Genomic DNA, 18,251 nt, shown 5'->3' with positions numbered 1-18,251 from the left:
TTAAGAAACTAAGCCGGTATATTTTTCGTATTGTTCTAATGCAGCTTCAGCCTCTTCCCAGTTATAAAATTTAATTGCACCTGTAGGACAAACTTGCGCGCAGGCAGGTTTACCGTTACATAAATCACATTTGACGGCTTTCATTTTACTGCGAACAACTTTAATGACTTGCTGAGGACACTTATCTGCACAATAACCACATCCGACACAACGTTCTTCATCAATCACTTTGGCGCCAGTCTGTTCATTCGTTGAAATAGCTTGCTGTGGACAAACTTCAGTGCAAACTTCGCAGTGGCGACAAGTAGAAGGAACAACGGTTTTATCGCCGCATTCTCCTCGTTGTATTTCATAGTCAAATTGCACACCATGTGGGCCATAGTTCATATTTCTTTCTACTTTGACGCGGGCAAGTGTCGGACTGCTATCCCCTTCATGGTTCCAACCACAGGCAATTTCACAGCGTCTACAGCTAACACAAACCGTAGGGTTCACCACCATGAGTCCACCAGGCATGACCTCTACTATCTCTTGGCTATTACTGTCACTGCCACAACCGGTCAGAAAACTTATTAATGTTCCGCTATAAACTGTACCGACAGCAACGCCCATACCGCCTTTAAGCATTCCTCTTCTGGTAATCATATTTGATCCTTTATTAGTCAAAGCAATATAATTAAAATATGCATACACTTTGATTCCCGACAATTTATGCTAAAGTAATTATGTCTTTGATTTTTAACCTGCGTCACAATTACCCATATTGGGGCATTATTAGATCAAGTTACACGACATGCGTCAGAGTAACGTTTTCAAGAATTAACAATTCAACATCTAGCAAATTTAAATAATGCCTCACATCAAATTACCTTAATATAATTAACAAATAACTTTTAAATTTGGTTAATTAAGTGCAACTCGACTCATAACTAAGTTAATATCTATACCGCATACATTCCGATTAGAGTCCCGACAGAATCTAATTAAAAAGGAATGGAAAATGATGAAAACGAATACCCGTTCTCAATGGAAAATCTTTACGCCAATGGCAGTCGCAGTCTGTCTGATGACAGCCTGTTCCGATGGTGACGATGGGAAAGAAGGTCCACCAGGGATTGTGAGTATCAGCATTGAACAAGCGGATACACTCAAAGCGACAATAGAAAATGTGGTTATCGATGCGCAAACCCATGTACAGGTCGATTTCTTCCTCAGCAATGCCAATGGTATTGCGGTCACAGGGCTAGAAAACCTGAAGGAGCTAGATACCTTAGGTGTCGGTATTGCCAAATTAGCACCGCCGCAGGAGCACTATCAAATCACCCAAGCCGCGGCGAATGCTATGGCAACAACTGGCACAGAAGTCACTAACTCTGCAGCAAGCGCGACAGATGCTGCGTTGCAATGGACCAGTTACATCAATAATCAAGTAGAACCTGCCACAAATGCCCAAGCGAATGCACAGACTCAGTGGCAAGCAGGCATTGAAAGCAACTGTAAAACGGCGTGTCTAACCTCCTTAGGCGCGGGCCAATACCGTTACACTTTGAGTAAACCACTCACGGGTTACTCCCAATTTACGGGGATAGATACCCAGTACTCGCCTGAGCTCACCCACAGGATTTACCTAGAGTTAAAACCGTTCGCAAATAGCCCAATCGACACTCAGTTGATCAACAGCGTGTACGATTTTGTGCCCGCCACAGGACAGACAGTCGCGGCGGATATGAGCCGTAAAGTGATCGCGCCGGAACAAGCCTGTTTTCGTTGTCATAACTCAGACTTAGCCAATACCGATACTCGCCTTTTGATGCACGGCAATAAACGTTTTGCCTTTGAGGGCTGCGTTGTCTGTCACACGACTTACTCTGGCGATCCTGAAACGGGTAATAGCCTTGATATGGCGACATTGACACACCAGATCCACCAAGCCAAATATCAAATTGTAGGTTACAAGGGACAGCTATATGACTACGCCAATGTGACCTTTCCCGGTGATATGACCCAATGTCAGCAATGCCATATTCCCGGCGCAACGGCGCAAAGTGGCAATAGTAATATCCCCAGTAAAACCGCGTGTCTTGACTGTCACAAAGCGCAAATCCCCGCAGATTGGAATGGTACTGTAGCGGGTTTATTCCACAACAGGGAAATTTTTGCCAACCCATGGGCACTGGGCTGTAGCGGCTGCCACCCTGATAGCACTAATCCTGAAGGTGTCGGGCTTTTCCACAATGCCGCCATGAAAACAGCCACTAAGCTGGTGAGCGATTACCAAGTTAAGTTACTGAGTTCGCAGCTAAGCGTTGAAGCTAAGACCCTTGCGGTGACATTGCAAGTGCAGCAAATGGAGCAACTGCCCGCCAGTCAACCTATGATAAAATCCTTCTGGTTGATTGCCACAGGTGAAACAAATAGCGCGAACATGCCAATCAATAACGGCCAGCGTAAAGTGTGGGATTTATTAGCAAACACGAGCGACGTCGCCTTAAAAATTACCTCGCCCAATCAGCTAACCGTCACTATATCTAACCTGTCGGCTGCCGATTTTGGCGATCTGAGTCAGTCAAAACTCTACAGTAAACTGGTGCTCTGTGCCGATAAAAATACCGGCTTTGCCGTTAACTGTAATATCGCAAATCAAGAGGTGAGTCTCAGTGCCATTAATTCGCTAAGCCTGCAAGGTCAAGCTGTTACGGCAAAAGCTAAGGTCGATGAACAGGCCTGTCGCCAATGTCATGATCAAGGATTAGAAGATAGAGTTCTGTCAGCGCATCAAATGAAAGGAATTTTTGAACCCAATAGCAGCTGTGGCACCTGTCATGCACCGCAAACAGCAACCGCACTGACCGATGGGCAATGTCAAAGTTGCCACAGTAATGATGCAATTATGTATCTCAATGCCAATGTGATGCATACTCCTGGGGCCAGCCAAATCAAGCCCTATCGCACCATCAACAATACTTTGAGCTACAGGGAAATGGTGCATTCACTGCATGCGGGAACCCGCACTGTAGTGGGTTTTGATAATCCACGTCCCGAACTCACTTACCCTAATGCAAAAAATAACTGTAGTGTTTGCCATAGCGCAGGACAGCTCAGTCTCGAGGGGCTAAGTGCACAGCAATCCCTGTTAGTTGCGACACCCGATGCAGCCAACATAGGGCAAATTGCCGAGTACTCACCAACCTTAGCAACCTGCACGGCATGTCACACGCTTATCGATAGTTTAGTCGTCCATGCACGCAGCTTTGGCGGAGTTTACCAAAGTGATGCCAGCGGTGGTCGAATTTACCAATCAGGACAGGAATCATGCGCAACCTGTCATGCCGAAGGTCGCTCATCGGGGGTCGACAAGGTACACAAATAAGCCGTTAGATTTGATTTAATACCCCAAAAAAAACCGCTCACCATACATAATAGTGAGCGGTTTTATTTCATTCGTCCTATTTATCAATCTTTTATCCGCACAAGGCTCAAAAGAGCAACGGCGAGTGCTTTACTTGATTTGACTTAGTTTAATGTCGTTGAGATTAAGGCTTTAGCACACTTTGGCTCTCTACTACCTGCGTTTGGCTATAGTCCTTAGGTCTAGAGTTCGACAAGGTCACACCACTTAAGGCTTCGGCGGTTAAGGTGTTATTACCGTTCAATAAATCATTCAAGGTTCCAGAGTCGCCATTCACTAACCCTAACTCCCTGAGCATGGCATCGATAACAGGCGCATTGGCGCGATAGTTTAACGCTGCACTGGTCACTTGCTCTGCGATGCCACCTTGATGGTGAGCACCTTCGCCACCCGCAGCAAATTGATGACCTGCACCATAACCTTGAAGAATCTTAATACCTTCGATGTTTTCTAACGGCTTAACGGCTTGGGCCACAATTTCAGGCAAGGCCTTCAAAATGGCGAGGGATTTTTGCAGGGCGATCTGCTCATCACTCAAGACGTTTTCTGCTTCATAAAGTGCTTGTTTACCTGCAGCTTCAACGGCATAGACTTTTTCATCCGCTTCAGCCTGCAGTTTTTTCGCATCGGCACTGGCGCGCGCTTCAATCAGAATCGCACTCGATCTGTCTTCAGCGGCACGTTTCTCAGCTTCGGCCTGCACTGTTACGCCGACTGCATCACGCTCAGCTTCCTTACGAGCATCAATCACTTCAATCTCTTTGCGACGATTAGCTTCTGCCACTTGGCGCGCTGTGATTACCGCTTCTTCTTTTTCAACTTTCAGTTTTTCGGCTTCAGCTGCACGGGCACGAGCTGCTGATTCTTCTTCAGATTTGGCCGCAACCGCAATGCGTTTTTCCTGCTCAGAAACTTCGATATCCCTTTGCTGTTGAATGCGCGATTGCTCAATCGACTTATACTTTTCAATCTCACGGGTTTCGATATCTTTGGTCTTTTCGATTTCAGCGGTTTCAATGGCGCGCTCTTTGGCAATCTCGGCTTCGCGTTCTTCACGGGCCTTGTTTTCTTTCTGCTTAATAATCTCCGCTTTTTGATCGGCGCGTTTAAATTCTAACGACTGTTGCTGGATCAGGCGCGCTTCTTCTTCCGACTTTTCAATCTCTAAGGATTCCTTTTCAGCTTCGAGGTTACGCTGCTCGATCTTAATGCGGTTTTCCTGCTGAATATCGTTGGTTTCTTTGCGTTTCTCTTCGATAATCTTCGCCAGACGCGCACGACCTTCGGCGTCAAATGCGTTGTTTTCATTAAAAAACTGCAAATCAGTTTGATCGAAACCCGTTAATGAAACCGATTCGAGTTCGAGACCGTTTTTCTCCAGATCGTTGGCGACGTTATTTTGCACCCGTTGCACAAAATCGGCACGCTGCTCATGCATTTCTGTCATGGTCATTTCGGCGGCCACGGCACGCAGCACGTCAACAAACTTAGACTCCATCAGCTTTTTAAGCTCTTCAACACGGTTTGTACGCGTGCCTAAGGTTTGAGCTGCCATTGAAATACCATCGGAATGTGGGGCTACACGCAAGTAAAAATCGGCCTTCACATCGACACGCATTCTGTCCTTAGTGATTAGCGCATCTTTCTGGGTTTTCTCCACTTCGATACGCAGAGTGTTCATGTTTACCGAGATGGTTTCATGTAATACAGGCAACACAATAGCGCCGCCATCTTTAATGATTTTCTCACCACCAAAGCCGGTACGCACAAAGGCCATTTCTTTGGTTGCACGTTTATATAGCTTGGCGAAAATTAACCCGATCACAATCAGGCCGAGTAGCACCATACCCGCAACGAGCAAAATAAAACTACCGGATGAACCTACGTTTGTTAACACATCCATTTGATTTCCTTTCAATTGATTTATGGCTTGGGAAGATTAATTATCAAAACGCGTAGCAGACCAGACTCGGCCTTCTCGCTTAAGCAGCACGACTTGAGTGCCTGAGGCAAACTCGATATCCGAAGTTTCGGGCTCGACTAAAACGTAATGTTTTTGTTGATGTTTATCACGAACGACGGCTTCAGAGGGCATGCCTTTAATTGCGCAACCTAAAGTAATAGTGCCGACATAGCCGCTAAGATCATCTAGCGAGATCGCACTCGATTCATTTTTAGGTAAATGATCAGCAAGCACTCGGCCAAAATAACGGCAAGAAAATGCACTGGCGACAATAGCAATAGGTAAAGTAAACAGTTGCGGCAATAAAAAACCGGCAAGACTAACACTGATAAAATTGACGATATAACCCGCAATCGCAAAACTGGTCAGCGCAAGCACAAACCAAATAAGTAATGGGAGTCTATTTAGACACAGCCAACCGGCAATGCCCGTGAGTCCACCCGCGCCCACATCAGCATCATATTCCACATCAGCAGGCACCCATTGGTCTAACGCACTTAACATGCTTAAACCTATGAATAATGCGAAGACTTCAAACACACCAAGGGCCAGTACGCAGGCAAAAGCTATGGTGTAAGGTAAATTAGGCTGTTCAACTAAAAACGCCCACATAGTCATCTCCTTTAACAATACAGCATTCCATTTATTTCACTGTAATTATCGACTTAACCACAACAGAATAGCAAGGCAAGCACAATTTCCAAACTAAAAATTGTCCCTAAAATAGATTTTGACTATCACTCTGCTGCGCCAAAATCGCGTGGCCATCTTCGCTACGAGTACCCTATCGAAAACCACTTTAACACTGCAACTCTCTTTTTAACTTAGCCCGCTAGCGCTGCAAATAGCCGTAATCGCCATATATGGCGTGGATGCCATTTATTCAGGAGCAATAAATGGCCTTGCCTCAAGTGCGTTACTATAGCGTTAATATCAGCCCACTGAGTCCTGCATCTTCAGGTTGTTTGAGTATACTGTTGACGTCATTGTATTATCATCCTGTTATTGTTATTTATTCGCGCAGAATTTGATGCGCCAGAAGGGAAATTCCATGGACTCACCCAAGAGCAAAGTACCAACACCAAGTTACGATAAACTGACAGCACATTTTCAAAAAATTTCTCACTTTGAACATTTCAGCGCTCTTGGTGACTGGGATCAAGCAGCCATGATGCCTATGGGCGGTAATAGCGATCGCGGCGATGCAATGGCTGAACTGGCGCGACATATCCACACACTCAAAACCTCAACCATATTAGCTGAACACTTACACGGCGCGACGGACGAATCTCTCACAACGGAACAACAAGCTAACCTGCGGGAAATGCAGTACCAATATCAACAGGCAAATTTAGTGCCCGGCGATCTCGTGCAAGCCAAAACTAAAATGGCCTATCAATGTGAGAATGCGTGGCGTGAACAACGTAAAAATAATGACTGGCAAGGCTTTAAACCAAACCTTAAAGCCGTAATTGCACTTGCTAAGGAAGAAGCGCAGATCCGCGGCGAAGCCCAGAATATTTCCCCCTATGATGCCCTGCTCAATAAATTTGAGCCGGGAATGACCTCGGCAAAGCTGGAGCAAACCTTTGGCGGACTGAAAGATTGGCTACCGGCACTCATCCAAGAAGTGCTGGCTAAACAGGCAAACGAGCCTAAGTTAACGCTAAATGGTCCCTTCGATGTTAGCGCGCAGCAAGCCCTTGGCCGAGACGTAATGGATTTTCTGGGGTTTGACTTTAATCACGGTAGGCTGGATATCAGCAGCCATCCATTCTGTGGCGGCGTGCCAAGCGATGTACGGATAACGACTCGCTACAATGAGGCTGATTTCAGTAGTGCAATCATGGGCATAGTTCATGAAACAGGCCATGCCAGATACGAGCAAGGTTTACCTCAAGCGTGGCGCGGACAACCTGCGGGACTGGCGCGTTCTATGGGTATCCACGAGAGCCAGAGTCTATTCTGCGAAATGCAACTCGGGGCAAATCCGGCATTTTTACGCCAATTGCAGCCTAAAATTGCGCAACATCTTCATTGTCATTTTAGCGCCCAAGAATTAGCACAGCATTACACCCGCGTAGCGCCGGGACTTATCCGTGTAGATGCTGATGAAGTCACCTATCCTTGCCACATTTTACTGCGCTTTGAGGCAGAAAAAGCCTTTATCGACGGCAGCTTAACCGTAGATGATTTACCTGATTTTTGGTCGACGCAGATGCAACAACTACTGGGGATTAATACCGATGGCAACTACCGAGACGGTTGCATGCAGGATATCCATTGGGCCGTTGGTGAACTAGGGTATTTTCCCAGCTATACCTTAGGCGCCATGTATGCCGCCCAATGCCGTTTTGCGATGGAAAAAGCCTTAGGGCCAATTGAAACCCTGATCGATGCAGGCAAGTTGAACTCTGTATTCCAATGGTTGAGTGAACACATTTGGTCTAAGGGATCTTTGCTCACAACCGATGAACTGATACGCCAAGCAACGGGCGAAACCCTAAATGGTCAATATCTTGAGCGTCACCTGCGCCAACGATATCTGGGTATTTAACCGCTGCTAATGCTTATACCCAAGCTACCTGAAGAGTCGAGTTTCAGAGCGCCTAGGGTGCATCAATTCAAGGCGCATCAATGACAGAATGTCGGCCACCTTTTGAATTGATGCAACACGGAAGTGAAGTGCCCTAGGCGCTCCGTCCCGGCGGGTTTTAACGCACTTTATGCTGCGTTGGTTATTTTTAACTTAGCCCACTAGGTCTGCAAATAACCGCCTTGCCTAAAGTGCGTTAAATTACCGCTGAATCCTGCATCTTCAGGTTGTTTGGGTATACAAGCACTGAAAGCTCAGTTTATACGGGTTTTAAAGCGCTTTATATTACCGCTGGAGCCTGCATTTTAACGCTGCTTGAGGTTATAATGCCGAGCTTATTTGAATCAGGACTCTTTCCACGGAGTTCCTTCAACAGGACTCTTGAAACAGGATAAATGTCGGCCATGTTACTGCGTGCAATCACCCCAGAGGATTGGGATGCCATTTTAGCGATCCAAGACGAGTGTTACTCACAACTGGATCCTGAGCCACTGCACGTACTGCAAAGTAAATGGCAGGTATCACCTCAGTCCTGTTTTGTGTTCGAAGTGGATAAGTCGGTTGTCGGTTATTGCTTGGCTCACCCATGGACCGCCAATATGCCGCCCGCGCTATATCAGCCCATCACCCATTTACCCAAGGCTGATACCTTATACCTACACGATATTGCGATTTCAGCCAAAGCCCAAGGTTTAGGCGCTGGCGCTAAGGCGCTGACCCGCCTAACACTACTGGCTGATCGCTATAATCTCAATTCCTTATCCCTCGTAGCCGTACAAGGTGCCGACAGCTATTGGCTTAAAATGGGTTTTAAACCTAAGGCAATCGATAAATGCCTTGGCAGCTATACTGACGATGCTATGTATATGATTTATAAATTTAATCATAGAGATGAAAAATGAATCCAACCCTAACCACTATCGGTTTACTTTGCTTAAGTAATATTTTTATGACCTTTGCTTGGTACGGGCATTTGAAAACGCTAGGCTCAAAACCTTGGATTATTGCGGCCTTAGTGAGCTGGGGTATCGCCCTATTTGAATACTTGCTGCAAGTGCCTGCTAACCGTATCGGCTACACAGTAATGAATGTCGGCCAGTTAAAAATTTTACAAGAAGTCATCACCTTAAGTTTGTTTGTCCCCTTTGCCTATTTCTATATGAAAGAACCATTGAAGCTCGATTATCTGTGGGCAGGACTGTGCATCTTAGGTGCTGTGTATTTTATTTTTAGAAGTGAATTTAATTAATTTCAGACTTATTTCAGGAGAGCTCCCCCATGGCCCGTCAAGTCACTTATACCTTCAAAGGTAAGACTAAAACTATCGCCTTTAGCTACGACAAACACCATGATTTATATGAAGCTGTGGCCGAAGCCGAGGGCATAGATCTGACCAAATTTTTGGCTATGGAACAACAAGTCGCCATGACATCTCGTAAAGGTGCCAAGGCTGAAAAAGAATTCAGGAAAGTAGAGTTTGCCCGCTTTGGTTTTAGCAATATCCACTTTGTCAGAGATGAAGAACCTGAAGCCTAGGCTAATGTATTAATTGTTTTTTGTATTAGCTGTAAGCACTTCAATAACAGGACACTGTAATGCTCAATACCGAACATGCTAACTTTCCCCGCGCAGGATTCTTCCGCCGCCTAGGCGCTGCAATTTACGATTCGATGTTAGCCGTGGCCGTCTATATGGTTGCGGGCGCAATGGGCTTTGGGATTTTCTACGGCCTCACCGCTTCAGGACTGGCTGGCATGAATGGCTTTGAACATGTCTCAGATGCACTCAATGGCACGCCGGTTTATCAGGGAATTTATCAACTCTGGCTTGCCTTGTGTGTCGGCACTTTCTACGCATTATTCTGGAGTAAGGGCGGTCAAACCTTAGGGATGCGCGCTTGGCGGCTTAAAATTCAACATCCTAATGGCCAAAACTTAAGCCTGATCACTGCCTATGCTCGCATCATTTGGTCACTGCTCGGCATTGGCAATTTATGGATTTTAATCAATGATGATAAACGCGCACTGCAGGATATGATGACTCGCTCAGAAGTGGTCGTGCTGTCTAAAGAAGCCAACCAAATGCGTAACTGGCATGGGGCATAAGTTTATTCTTAAGTAAATCCGAAATACAAAAAACGACGCAACAGCGTCGTTTTTTATGGGCTATTTTTAATTGACGGAATCCGGAGTAAGGAGTAATAAGCTGCGTATCATCGCCGGATAAAGTAGAAGGCAACGCCAGTAAACAACAAGCTTGGCGTAACAGCCCCCACATAAGCGGGTAGCTCATACACTATACTCATGGGGCCAAAAATCTCATTACTGATATAAAAGCTAAAACCTGCTACGACCCCAAGTAATACGCGCGCGCCCATAGTCACAGTCCGCAGCGGACCAAATACAAACGACAGTGCCACTAACATCATCACTGCGACCGTCACGGGTTGCATCACCTTGCGCCATAAAGCAAGCTCATAACGGCTGGGATCTTGACTGTTAGTTTTAAGGTAATCAAGATAACCGACCAGACCACGTATAGATAACGCCTCGGGTTTAATCGAAACCACACTGAGCTTATCTGGCGTTAAACTCGACTGCCATTGGTCTTCTTCAAGATACTCAAGCACGACTTTTTCATAGCTTAAATCAGTACGTTTAACGTCAAATAAACGCCAGCGATCTTGGGAAAATACCGCTCGGTCTGCGTGAACCACGTTGGTGAGCTTAAGTTCGCTATTGAATTTATAAAGCGTGATATTGCTGAGTTTATTGATGTTTTCAACTTCACCAATATTAACGAACAAATCACCATCCTTTGCCCAAATTCCACGATGGGACTTAATTAAACTCCCGCCAGAGAGTTTAACAGCTTGTAACTCATTCGCTTTTTGCTCAGCAATCGGTGCGCCCCACTCCCCTAAAACCATCACCAATAACATCAAAGGCACAGCAGTTTTCATCGCCGACATAGTGATCTGCAAACGTGACATGCCAGAAGCTTGCATCACCACAAGTTCGGAATTCGATGCCAACATTCCCATACCAATCAAAGCGCCTAGCAAGACGGCCATAGGGAAAAACATTTCAATATCCCGTGGCACTAAAAATAAAACATAGATGCCAGCATCCATCATGCTGTAGGTGCCACGGCCAACTAAACGCAGCTGATCAACCCATTTGATAATCCCTGATAAACCAGTCAACACCAGCAAACAAAGCGCTGAAGTGCTTAACAATATTCTGGCGATATAAAGGTCTAATATCTTCATGCTGCCACCTTCTTATTGGCAAACAAGGACGATATACGACTGAAAATAGGCCTATCTTTGCCGAGCAAGAATAACCCCATCAAGAGCGCAGAAACATGGATCCACCACATACCTAAATACAGTGGAATAATCCCATCTTGCAATGCCTTACGTCCCGCGACCATTAGTCCAAAATAGCCAAGGTACAAAAGAACTGCCGGGAACATCTTAGCAAACTTACCTTGGCGCACATTCACCCGCGCTAACGGCACAGCAATCAGTGTCATAATTGGAATCGCGAGTGGGATAGCAAGACGCCAATGGAATTCAGCCGCGGCTTCAGCACCTTCAATTTTCACGAGTTCATCAACGGGCAGTGCAGATAACTTACGGCGACGCTCATCAACTTGCTGCTCTTTAATTTGCATTTTATAACCACCAAATTCGATCATTTGGTAGTCCTTTGCCTTCGGGCTGCCTTGATAACGCACGCCGTCATTCAAGTTCAATTGTTGAGCACCTGAACTATCTTCCTGTACTCGTCCACCTTTAGCCACCACGACATTGGTCACGCCAGTTTCATCATCAGGATCTGGCAACTGGGCTACAAACACTTTATCTAACTCGTTATCTTTACCAATACGCTCAACAAATAATACCGCGCGACCATTGGGACTCGCCTGAAAACGCCCTTGGATTAAGGCAGCAAGACCCGCTTCGGACTGGGCTTTTTCGAGCACTTGGTTTTGCTGTTCTTCTGCCCAGGGGGCAACATAAAGGGATAAATAGCCAGTAAACAGCATATTGATCACGGCGAGGATCAGCGTCACGCGGGTGACATACCACTCACTAACCCCAACACCGTGGAGAATGACCATTTCATTTTCGGAATACATACGGCCGTGGGCCAGTAAAATACCCAAGAACAAACTTAGCGGCAGCACTAAGATCACCAGATAAGGCAAGTTAAGCCCAATCAGAGTCATGATTAAAGAGGCGGGAAAATCGCCGTCGGAGGCATCGGCCAGTATACGCACGAAATGCTGGCTAATAAAAATAGTTAACAGCACTAAAAGTACCGCAATTTGTGCCTTTAAAACTTCTCGAATAAGGTATTTAAATACAATCACAGGCAGGATCCGGTCTCTAAACTTATCTTTTTGCTGGTAACAGACTAACTTTCATGTAAACTGTTTACTTTTGATAGTTTTCTGACCAGCTTCAGGGGTTCTTGGTAAACTTAACGTCACGAAATGCGTGACTCAAGCGCCGAGAATAAATCACCTTTGGAGTAATAACTTAGGCCCTTTTCGGGACAAGCAGACATTATCCAATAAATATAAAAATTTGTCTTTAAGAATCTAGGAGTGCTCATGGAGTTTAGCGTAAAGAGCGGTAGCCCCGAAAAACAACGCTCAGCCTGTATCGTGGTCGGTGTTTATGAACCCCGTCGTCTGTCGGGTATCGCGGAGCAATTAGATAAAATTAGCGAAGGTTATATCAGTAACCTACTGCGTCGCGGCGATCTGGAAGGTAAACCTGGCCAGATGTTATTGCTGCACCATGTTCCTAACGTATTGAGTGAACGTGTATTATTAGTAGGTTGTGGCAAAGAACGAGAATTAGACGAACGCCAATACAAACAAATCATCACTAAGACAATCAACACCCTTAACGAAACGGGTTCAATGGAAGCCGTTTGCTTCTTAACTGAACTGCACGTGAAAGGACGCGATACGTATTGGAAAGTACGTCAAGCGGTTGAAACCACTAATAGCAGTCTTTATAGCTTTGATGCCCTGAAGACCCGCAAAGGTGAAACTCGCCGTCCACTGCGTAAATTAGTATTCAATGTCCCGACTCGCCGTGAATTAACCTTAGGTGAGCGCGCCATCGAGCATGGTATGGCAGTATCTGCTGGCATGCATTTATGTCGCGATGTAGCAAACATGCCACCGAACATCTGTAATCCAGCCTATTTAGCTTCTCAAGCTCGCCAAATGGCTGAAATACACGACACTCTGCATGTCACCACTATCGGTGAAGAGCAAATGGCCAAACTGGGCATGAACTCATACCTTGCAGTCGGTCGCGCCAGTGCCAATGAATCCATCATGACTGTGATGGAATACAAGGGCGCTGTCGATAGCACAGAAAAACCCATCGTATTAGTCGGTAAAGGGTTAACCTTCGACTCGGGTGGTATTTCATTGAAGCCTGGCGAAGCCATGGACGAAATGAAGTACGACATGGGCGGCGCAGCAGGTGTTATCGGCACCATGAAAGCCATCTGTGATATGAAGTTACCTATCAACGTTGTGGGTATTCTGGCTGGCTGTGAAAACATGCCATCGGGTAATGCTTACCGTCCAGGTGACATTCTGACCACTATGTCAGGTCAAACCGTTGAAGTGTTAAATACCGATGCGGAAGGCCGTCTAGTCCTATGTGACGTATTAACCTATGTTGAGCGTTTCGATCCTGAATTAGTTATCGATACTGCAACCCTGACTGGTGCGTGTGTGATTGCCCTTGGTAAACACGCATCGGGTCTGTTCTCATCCCATAACCCTCTGGCACACGAGCTATTAAGTGCCGGTGAGCAAAGTGGTGACCGCGCATGGCGCATGCCATTGTGGGATGAGTATCAAGATATGCTCGACAGCCCATTTGCTGACATGACCAACTTAGGTGGCCGTCCTGCTGGAGCTATCACAGCAGCATGTTTCCTTTCGCGCTTTGCTAAAAAGTACAACTGGGCTCACTTAGACGTTGCAGGCACAGCTTGGAATAGCGGTGCTAACAAAGGTTCTACGGGCCGTCCAGTGCCACTATTGACTCAGTTCCTGATCAATCGTGCTGGCGTCGAACTCGGCGAATAACCAACTATCCGGCCTTAGTGTGTTAAAGGCTCGATAAATGAAAGGCGAAGATGAAAATCTTCGCCTTTTTTATTTTCTTAATTTAATCAGAAAATCGATTTCCTGAATAAATTAAGAAAATAAAAAAACTGAACAACTAATGGTTTTAGAATCATTTTTCAAAGAGTTATAGTTCTACCCTCTTCATCTCCAACGGTTTTAAAGCATCCCATTAAGTCCCGCCAGACAGTGATAGATAAAACCTCACCGTAAGGTTTGCCCTAAGCATTAACCCATACTGACTTTTAGTGTAAACTGCTGCTCTCGTTCGCCACTAAAACAAGTGAAGCAAGGCATTGAAATCATGACTCAAGTGCTGTTTTATCTTATGCCGCCAGTGGCATCGCCTGCCAAAACCAAGGCTGATTCCCCTGTTGCAACCGCGAATGCGAACCCTGCACTTTGCGAGATGCATCTTCTGGCATGCCAACTGGCGCAGCAGGCTTTTGTGAAGCAACAATGGGTCTATATCCATTGCCAAGATAAACAGCAAGCCCATGCAATTGATGAACTTTTATGGCAGTTTGAGCCAAGTGCCTTTGTACCCCATAACCTCAAAGGTGAAGGCCCGATGACGGGATCGCCGGTTGAAATCGGTTTTGATCGCCTCGGCGCCAACAAAAGTCGCCAAGTTCTGATTAATCTTGCAGACCAAGCGCCCCCATTTGCGGTAAACTTTGGCCACATTATCGATTTTGTTGCCAATGACGATCAGCATAAAGCGGTCGCTCGCGAACGTTATCGACAGTATCGCGGCTTAGGGGTCAATTTACAGACCCAAGACTTAGCAACACATCCACTTAATTAGTTTGAGACAGACACGTTCCCATGGAAAAAACATACGATCCGCAGTCCATCGAGCAAACGCTTTACCAAAACTGGGAAGAGCAAGGTTACTTCAAGCCACACGGCGATGAATCCAAAGGCAATTATTGCATTATGATCCCGCCACCTAACGTGACGGGCAGCTTGCACATGGGCCACGCCTTCCAAGACACCATTATGGATACCTTAACCCGTTACCAACGGATGAAAGGCAAAAATACCCTATGGCAAGTCGGTACTGACCATGCGGGTATCGCCACCCAAATGTTGGTTGAGCGTAAGCTTGAAGCCGAAGAAGGCAAAAATCGCCATGACCTAGGTCGCGATGCCTTTATGGATAAAGTGTGGGAATGGAAAGCGCAATCGGGCGGCACTATCACTAAGCAGCTACGTCGTATGGGCGCTTCTGTTGATTGGGACCGCGAGCGTTTCACTATGGACGAAGGCTTGTCCAAGGCCGTGCAAGAAGTGTTTGTACGTCTGTACGAAGACGAGTTGATTTATCGCGGTAAGCGTTTGGTCAACTGGGATCCAAAGCTGCACACGGCTATCTCTGATTTAGAAGTGGAAAGCAAAGAAAAACAGGGCCATATGTGGCACCTGCGTTATCCACTGGCCGACGGTGAACTGACGGCCGATGGTAAAGACTATTTAGAAGTCGCTACCACGCGCCCAGAAACCATGCTCGGCGACAGTGCGGTTGCAGTGCATCCCGATGATGAACGCTATCAAGCGCTGGTCGGTAAGTTTATTCTGTTGCCGATTGTTAACCGCCGCATTCCTATCGTGGCCGACGATTACGTCGACATGTCCTTTGGTACAGGTTGCGTGAAGATCACCCCGGCCCATGACTTTAACGACTATGAAGTCGGTAAACGTCACAACCTACCCATGTTCAACGTGCTGACCTTAGATGCCGCCATTCGTGCAAGCGCCGAAGTGGTGAACTCTGACGGTACCTTTAACAAAACGCTCGATGGCAGCCTGCCTGAACGCTTTGCCGGACTTGACCGTTTTAAAGCCCGCGATGCTATCGTCGCTGAATTTGACACTTTAGGGCTGCTCGAAAAAATCGCGCCTCACGCCTTGAAAGTGCCTTACGGTGATCGCTCCGGTGTGGTTATCGAGCCGATGCTGACCGACCAATGGTATGTAGCTGTTGCGCCAATGGCGAAAACCGCTATCGAAGCCGTTGAAAATGGCAGCATTAAATTTGTACCACAGCAATATGAGAACATGTACTTCTCGTGGATGCGCGACATTCAAGACTGGTGTATTTCGCGCCAATTGTGGTGGGGTCACCGCATCCCAGCTTGGTACGACGAAAACGGCAAAGTCTATGTCGGCCGCAACGAAGCCGAGGTACGTGCTAAGCACAATATTGCCGACTCAATGACATTACGCCAAGACGAAGACGTACTGGACACTTGGTTCAGCTCAGCCCTGTGGACCTTCTCAACCTTAGGTTGGCCTGACAATTTAGAAGATTTAAAAACCTTCCACCCAACCGACGTGTTGGTGACAGGTTTTGACATCATCTTCTTCTGGGTTGCCCGTATGATCATGATGACCATGCACTTCATCAAAGATGAAGACGGTAAACCACAAGTCCCGTTCAAAACCGTCTACGTAACCGGTCTTATCCGCGATGAAGCGGGTAACAAGATGTCAAAATCTAAGGGCAACGTACTCGATCCATTAGACATGATCGACGGTATCTGCCTTGAAGATTTAGTTGAAAAACGTACCGGTAATATGATGCAGCCACAACTGGCCGCCAAGATTGAAAAGAGCACTCGCAAAGAGTTTGCCGACGGTATCGAAGCCCACGGCACAGATGCACTGCGCTTTACGCTTGCGGCCATGGCATCAACGGGTCGTGACATCAACTGGGATATGAAGCGCTTAGACGGTTACCGTAGCTTCTGTAACAAGTTGTGGAACGCCTCACGCTACGTGCTGATGAACACAGAAGATCAAGATTGCGGCCCTGGCTCACCAGAGCACAAAGGTGGCGAGATGGAGCTGTCGTTAGCCGACCGCTGGATTATCGGCTTGTTCAATCAAACCGTTAAGACCTTTGACGATCACATGGCAGCCTACCGTTTCGACTTAGCGGCCAATACCCTGTATGAGTTCACTTGGAACCAGTTCTGTGACTGGTACTTAGAGTTAACCAAACCGGTATTGCAAAACGGCAGCGAAACGCAAATGCGCGGCACCCGTCACACCTTAGTGACAGTGCTCGAAGCGATGCAACGCCTGATGCATCCTATGATGCCGTATATCACTGAAACCATCTGGCAGCGCGTTAAACCGTTAGCTGGTGTCGCTGGTGATACCATCATGCTGGCACCGTTCCCAACATTTGATGCCGCTAAAGTCGATAGCGCAGCAATGGCCGATTTAGAATGGGTTAAGCAAGTGATTGTCGCAGTTCGTAACATTCGCGCCGAACTGAACATTGCCCCATCTAAGCCGCTAAATGCCCTACTTCGTGGTGTTAGCGCGCAGGATAAAGCCCGTGTAGAAGCAAACCAAACCTTCTTCACTACGCTTGCCCGCTTAGAAAGCATGACTATTTTAGCCGATGGCGAAACTGCGCCTATGTCGACTACAGGTTTGATTGGCGAAATGGAGCTGCTGATCCCTATGGCAGGCTTAATCGATGTCGCCGCCGAAATGGCCCGTATCGACAAACAGCTTGAAAAGCTCGGCCAAGAGATCGCTCGCATCGAAGGCAAATTGTCGAACCAAGGTTTCGTGGCAAAAGCCCCTGCCGACGTTATCGACAAAGAGCGCACCAAGATGGCCGATCTCAAGCGTGATATGGACAAGCTCAACGAGCAAAAATCTGAGTTCGCTAAGTTAGAAGCTTAAGCTTCTCATTTACTCTGATTCACTTGTTATGATTGGTTCTAACTGAATGAAGGGCAGCCACTTGGCTGCCCTTCTTGTATCTAGATCGCTGCAATCTATGAGCAATTATGAGCCTTAATCTACGCTCTTGGGCCAGATGCCGCATTGAACCCGAGTCAATTCTAAACACTGCCATTTAACCTACGGCACAGTATTGAAACCACCTCACCATTCATCCTCATCATTCCCCGTGATCTATCGCTCATGAGCTCACACGTAGCCGATCACTGTCGACATAAGTAAACACCACTATATAGACTAAAGAACAGCTAATACCTCTAGAGACAGCACTGAGAGACTGACATGGGTATCCAATGTCGTCATAGACTCTCAACACAGGCAAAAGCAGATTCTTCAGTGAGTTGAAC

The 18,251-nt window shown here is 46.6% G+C and carries 14 protein-coding genes; 9 read left to right on the top strand and 5 right to left on the bottom strand.

Going from position 1 to position 18,251, the window contains the following annotated elements; translation table 11 throughout:
* Positions 1-645 carry a 4Fe-4S dicluster domain-containing protein gene (locus L5L94_RS06660; protein WP_105251824.1) on the bottom strand — a complete coding sequence of 215 codons (645 nt, stop codon included), beginning with the start codon at positions 643-645 and terminating at the stop codon, positions 1-3.
* A 355-nt stretch (positions 646-1,000) separates the two neighbouring features.
* Here L5L94_RS06660 and L5L94_RS06655 point away from each other — a divergent pair, with 355 nt between their 5' ends.
* Positions 1,001-3,370 (top strand): OmcA/MtrC family decaheme c-type cytochrome, encoded by a 2,370-nt coding sequence (locus tag L5L94_RS06655; RefSeq protein WP_263162060.1) that lies wholly within the window; start codon positions 1,001-1,003, stop codon positions 3,368-3,370.
* A 163-nt stretch (positions 3,371-3,533) separates the two neighbouring features.
* Here the strand turns inward: L5L94_RS06655 and L5L94_RS06650 are convergent, their stop codons facing one another.
* Together L5L94_RS06650 and L5L94_RS06645 are read right to left on the bottom strand one after the other, a co-directional pair.
* A complete protein-coding gene (locus L5L94_RS06650) occupies positions 3,534-5,312 on the bottom strand; it encodes a flotillin family protein (protein ID WP_028761347.1) in 1,779 nt (592 codons plus the stop codon).
* 36 nt (positions 5,313-5,348) lie between these two features.
* A complete protein-coding gene (locus L5L94_RS06645; protein ID WP_028761348.1) occupies positions 5,349-5,984 on the bottom strand; it encodes a YqiJ family protein in 636 nt (211 codons plus the stop codon).
* Positions 5,985-6,423: 439 nt separating this feature from the next.
* Between L5L94_RS06645 and L5L94_RS06640 the strand changes: the two genes are divergently transcribed.
* The 5 genes from L5L94_RS06640 to L5L94_RS06620 all read left to right on the top strand — a co-directional run bounded on the left by L5L94_RS06640 (position 6,424) and on the right by L5L94_RS06620 (position 10,073).
* A complete protein-coding gene (locus tag L5L94_RS06640; RefSeq protein WP_263162056.1) occupies positions 6,424-7,929 on the top strand; it encodes a carboxypeptidase M32 in 1,506 nt (501 codons plus the stop codon).
* Positions 7,930-8,372: 443 nt separating this feature from the next.
* The gene (locus L5L94_RS06635; RefSeq protein WP_113939489.1) at positions 8,373-8,870 is read left to right on the top strand and encodes a GNAT family N-acetyltransferase; all 498 of its coding nucleotides are present in this window, start codon (positions 8,373-8,375) and stop codon (positions 8,868-8,870) included.
* Positions 8,867-9,217, top strand: a complete 351-nt coding sequence (locus tag L5L94_RS06630; RefSeq protein ID WP_006082592.1) for a DMT family protein — start codon at positions 8,867-8,869, stop codon at positions 9,215-9,217. The genes L5L94_RS06635 and L5L94_RS06630 overlap by 4 nt, the downstream gene beginning before the upstream one ends.
* 29 nt (positions 9,218-9,246) lie before the next feature.
* Positions 9,247-9,504: a DUF2960 domain-containing protein gene (locus L5L94_RS06625; protein ID WP_006082593.1), complete on the top strand. Its 258-nt coding sequence runs from the start codon at positions 9,247-9,249 to the stop codon at positions 9,502-9,504.
* 59 nt (positions 9,505-9,563) lie between these two features.
* On the top strand, positions 9,564-10,073 hold the full coding sequence (locus L5L94_RS06620; RefSeq protein ID WP_131523600.1) for an RDD family protein: 510 nt from the start codon (positions 9,564-9,566) through the stop codon (positions 10,071-10,073).
* Between the two features lie 107 nt (positions 10,074-10,180).
* Here the strand turns inward: L5L94_RS06620 and lptG are convergent, their stop codons facing one another.
* Entirely contained in the window at positions 10,181-11,239 is a 1,059-nt protein-coding gene (gene lptG / locus L5L94_RS06615; protein WP_263162051.1) for an LPS export ABC transporter permease LptG, read from the bottom strand.
* Entirely contained in the window at positions 11,236-12,348 is a 1,113-nt protein-coding gene (gene lptF, locus L5L94_RS06610; RefSeq protein WP_113939369.1) for an LPS export ABC transporter permease LptF, read from the bottom strand. The genes lptG and lptF overlap by 4 nt, the downstream gene beginning before the upstream one ends.
* Positions 12,349-12,591: 243 nt before the next feature.
* Between lptF and pepA the strand changes: the two genes are divergently transcribed.
* From pepA to L5L94_RS06595, 3 genes are all read left to right on the top strand, one after another.
* Complete coding sequence (gene pepA, locus L5L94_RS06605; protein ID WP_006082597.1) at positions 12,592-14,100, top strand: leucyl aminopeptidase; 1,509 nt, start codon at positions 12,592-12,594, stop codon at positions 14,098-14,100.
* A 343-nt stretch (positions 14,101-14,443) separates the two neighbouring features.
* Positions 14,444-14,947: a DNA polymerase III subunit chi gene (locus tag L5L94_RS06600; RefSeq protein ID WP_263140268.1), complete on the top strand. Its 504-nt coding sequence runs from the start codon at positions 14,444-14,446 to the stop codon at positions 14,945-14,947.
* Positions 14,948-14,967: 20 nt separating this feature from the next.
* Positions 14,968-17,844, top strand: coding sequence for a valine--tRNA ligase (locus tag L5L94_RS06595; RefSeq protein WP_263162050.1), 2,877 nt, complete (start codon positions 14,968-14,970; stop codon positions 17,842-17,844).
* Positions 17,845-18,251 lie beyond the last annotated feature (407 nt).

Origin of the sequence: Shewanella sp. SM21, from assembly GCF_025654335.1 — a bacterium.
GTDB classification, from domain to species: domain Bacteria; phylum Pseudomonadota; class Gammaproteobacteria; order Enterobacterales; family Shewanellaceae; genus Shewanella; species Shewanella oncorhynchi.
Note: the sequence above shows the minus strand (reverse complement) of the source record. Positions and strands in the feature narration are given on the sequence as shown.

Bases quoted from the DNA above. Each gene is read 5' to 3' on its own strand.
- pepA (WP_006082597.1), top strand. From the start codon at position 12,592: ATGGAGTTTAGCGTAAAGAGCGGTAGCCCCGAAAAACAACGCTCAGCC.
- L5L94_RS06620 (WP_131523600.1), top strand. From the start codon at position 9,564: ATGCTCAATACCGAACATGCTAACTTTCCCCGCGCAGGATTCTTCCGC.
- L5L94_RS06645 (WP_028761348.1), bottom strand. From the start codon at position 5,984: ATGTGGGCGTTTTTAGTTGAACAGCCTAATTTACCTTACACCATAGCT.
- L5L94_RS06650 (WP_028761347.1), bottom strand. From the start codon at position 5,312: ATGGATGTGTTAACAAACGTAGGTTCATCCGGTAGTTTTATTTTGCTC.
- lptG (WP_263162051.1), bottom strand. From the start codon at position 11,239: ATGAAGATATTAGACCTTTATATCGCCAGAATATTGTTAAGCACTTCA.
- L5L94_RS06630 (WP_006082592.1), top strand. From the start codon at position 8,867: ATGAATCCAACCCTAACCACTATCGGTTTACTTTGCTTAAGTAATATT.
- L5L94_RS06600 (WP_263140268.1), top strand. From the start codon at position 14,444: ATGACTCAAGTGCTGTTTTATCTTATGCCGCCAGTGGCATCGCCTGCC.
- L5L94_RS06640 (WP_263162056.1), top strand. From the start codon at position 6,424: ATGGACTCACCCAAGAGCAAAGTACCAACACCAAGTTACGATAAACTG.
- L5L94_RS06660 (WP_105251824.1), bottom strand. From the start codon at position 645: ATGATTACCAGAAGAGGAATGCTTAAAGGCGGTATGGGCGTTGCTGTC.
- L5L94_RS06635 (WP_113939489.1), top strand. From the start codon at position 8,373: ATGTTACTGCGTGCAATCACCCCAGAGGATTGGGATGCCATTTTAGCG.
- L5L94_RS06655 (WP_263162060.1), top strand. From the start codon at position 1,001: ATGATGAAAACGAATACCCGTTCTCAATGGAAAATCTTTACGCCAATG.
- L5L94_RS06625 (WP_006082593.1), top strand. From the start codon at position 9,247: ATGGCCCGTCAAGTCACTTATACCTTCAAAGGTAAGACTAAAACTATC.
- L5L94_RS06595 (WP_263162050.1), top strand. From the start codon at position 14,968: ATGGAAAAAACATACGATCCGCAGTCCATCGAGCAAACGCTTTACCAA.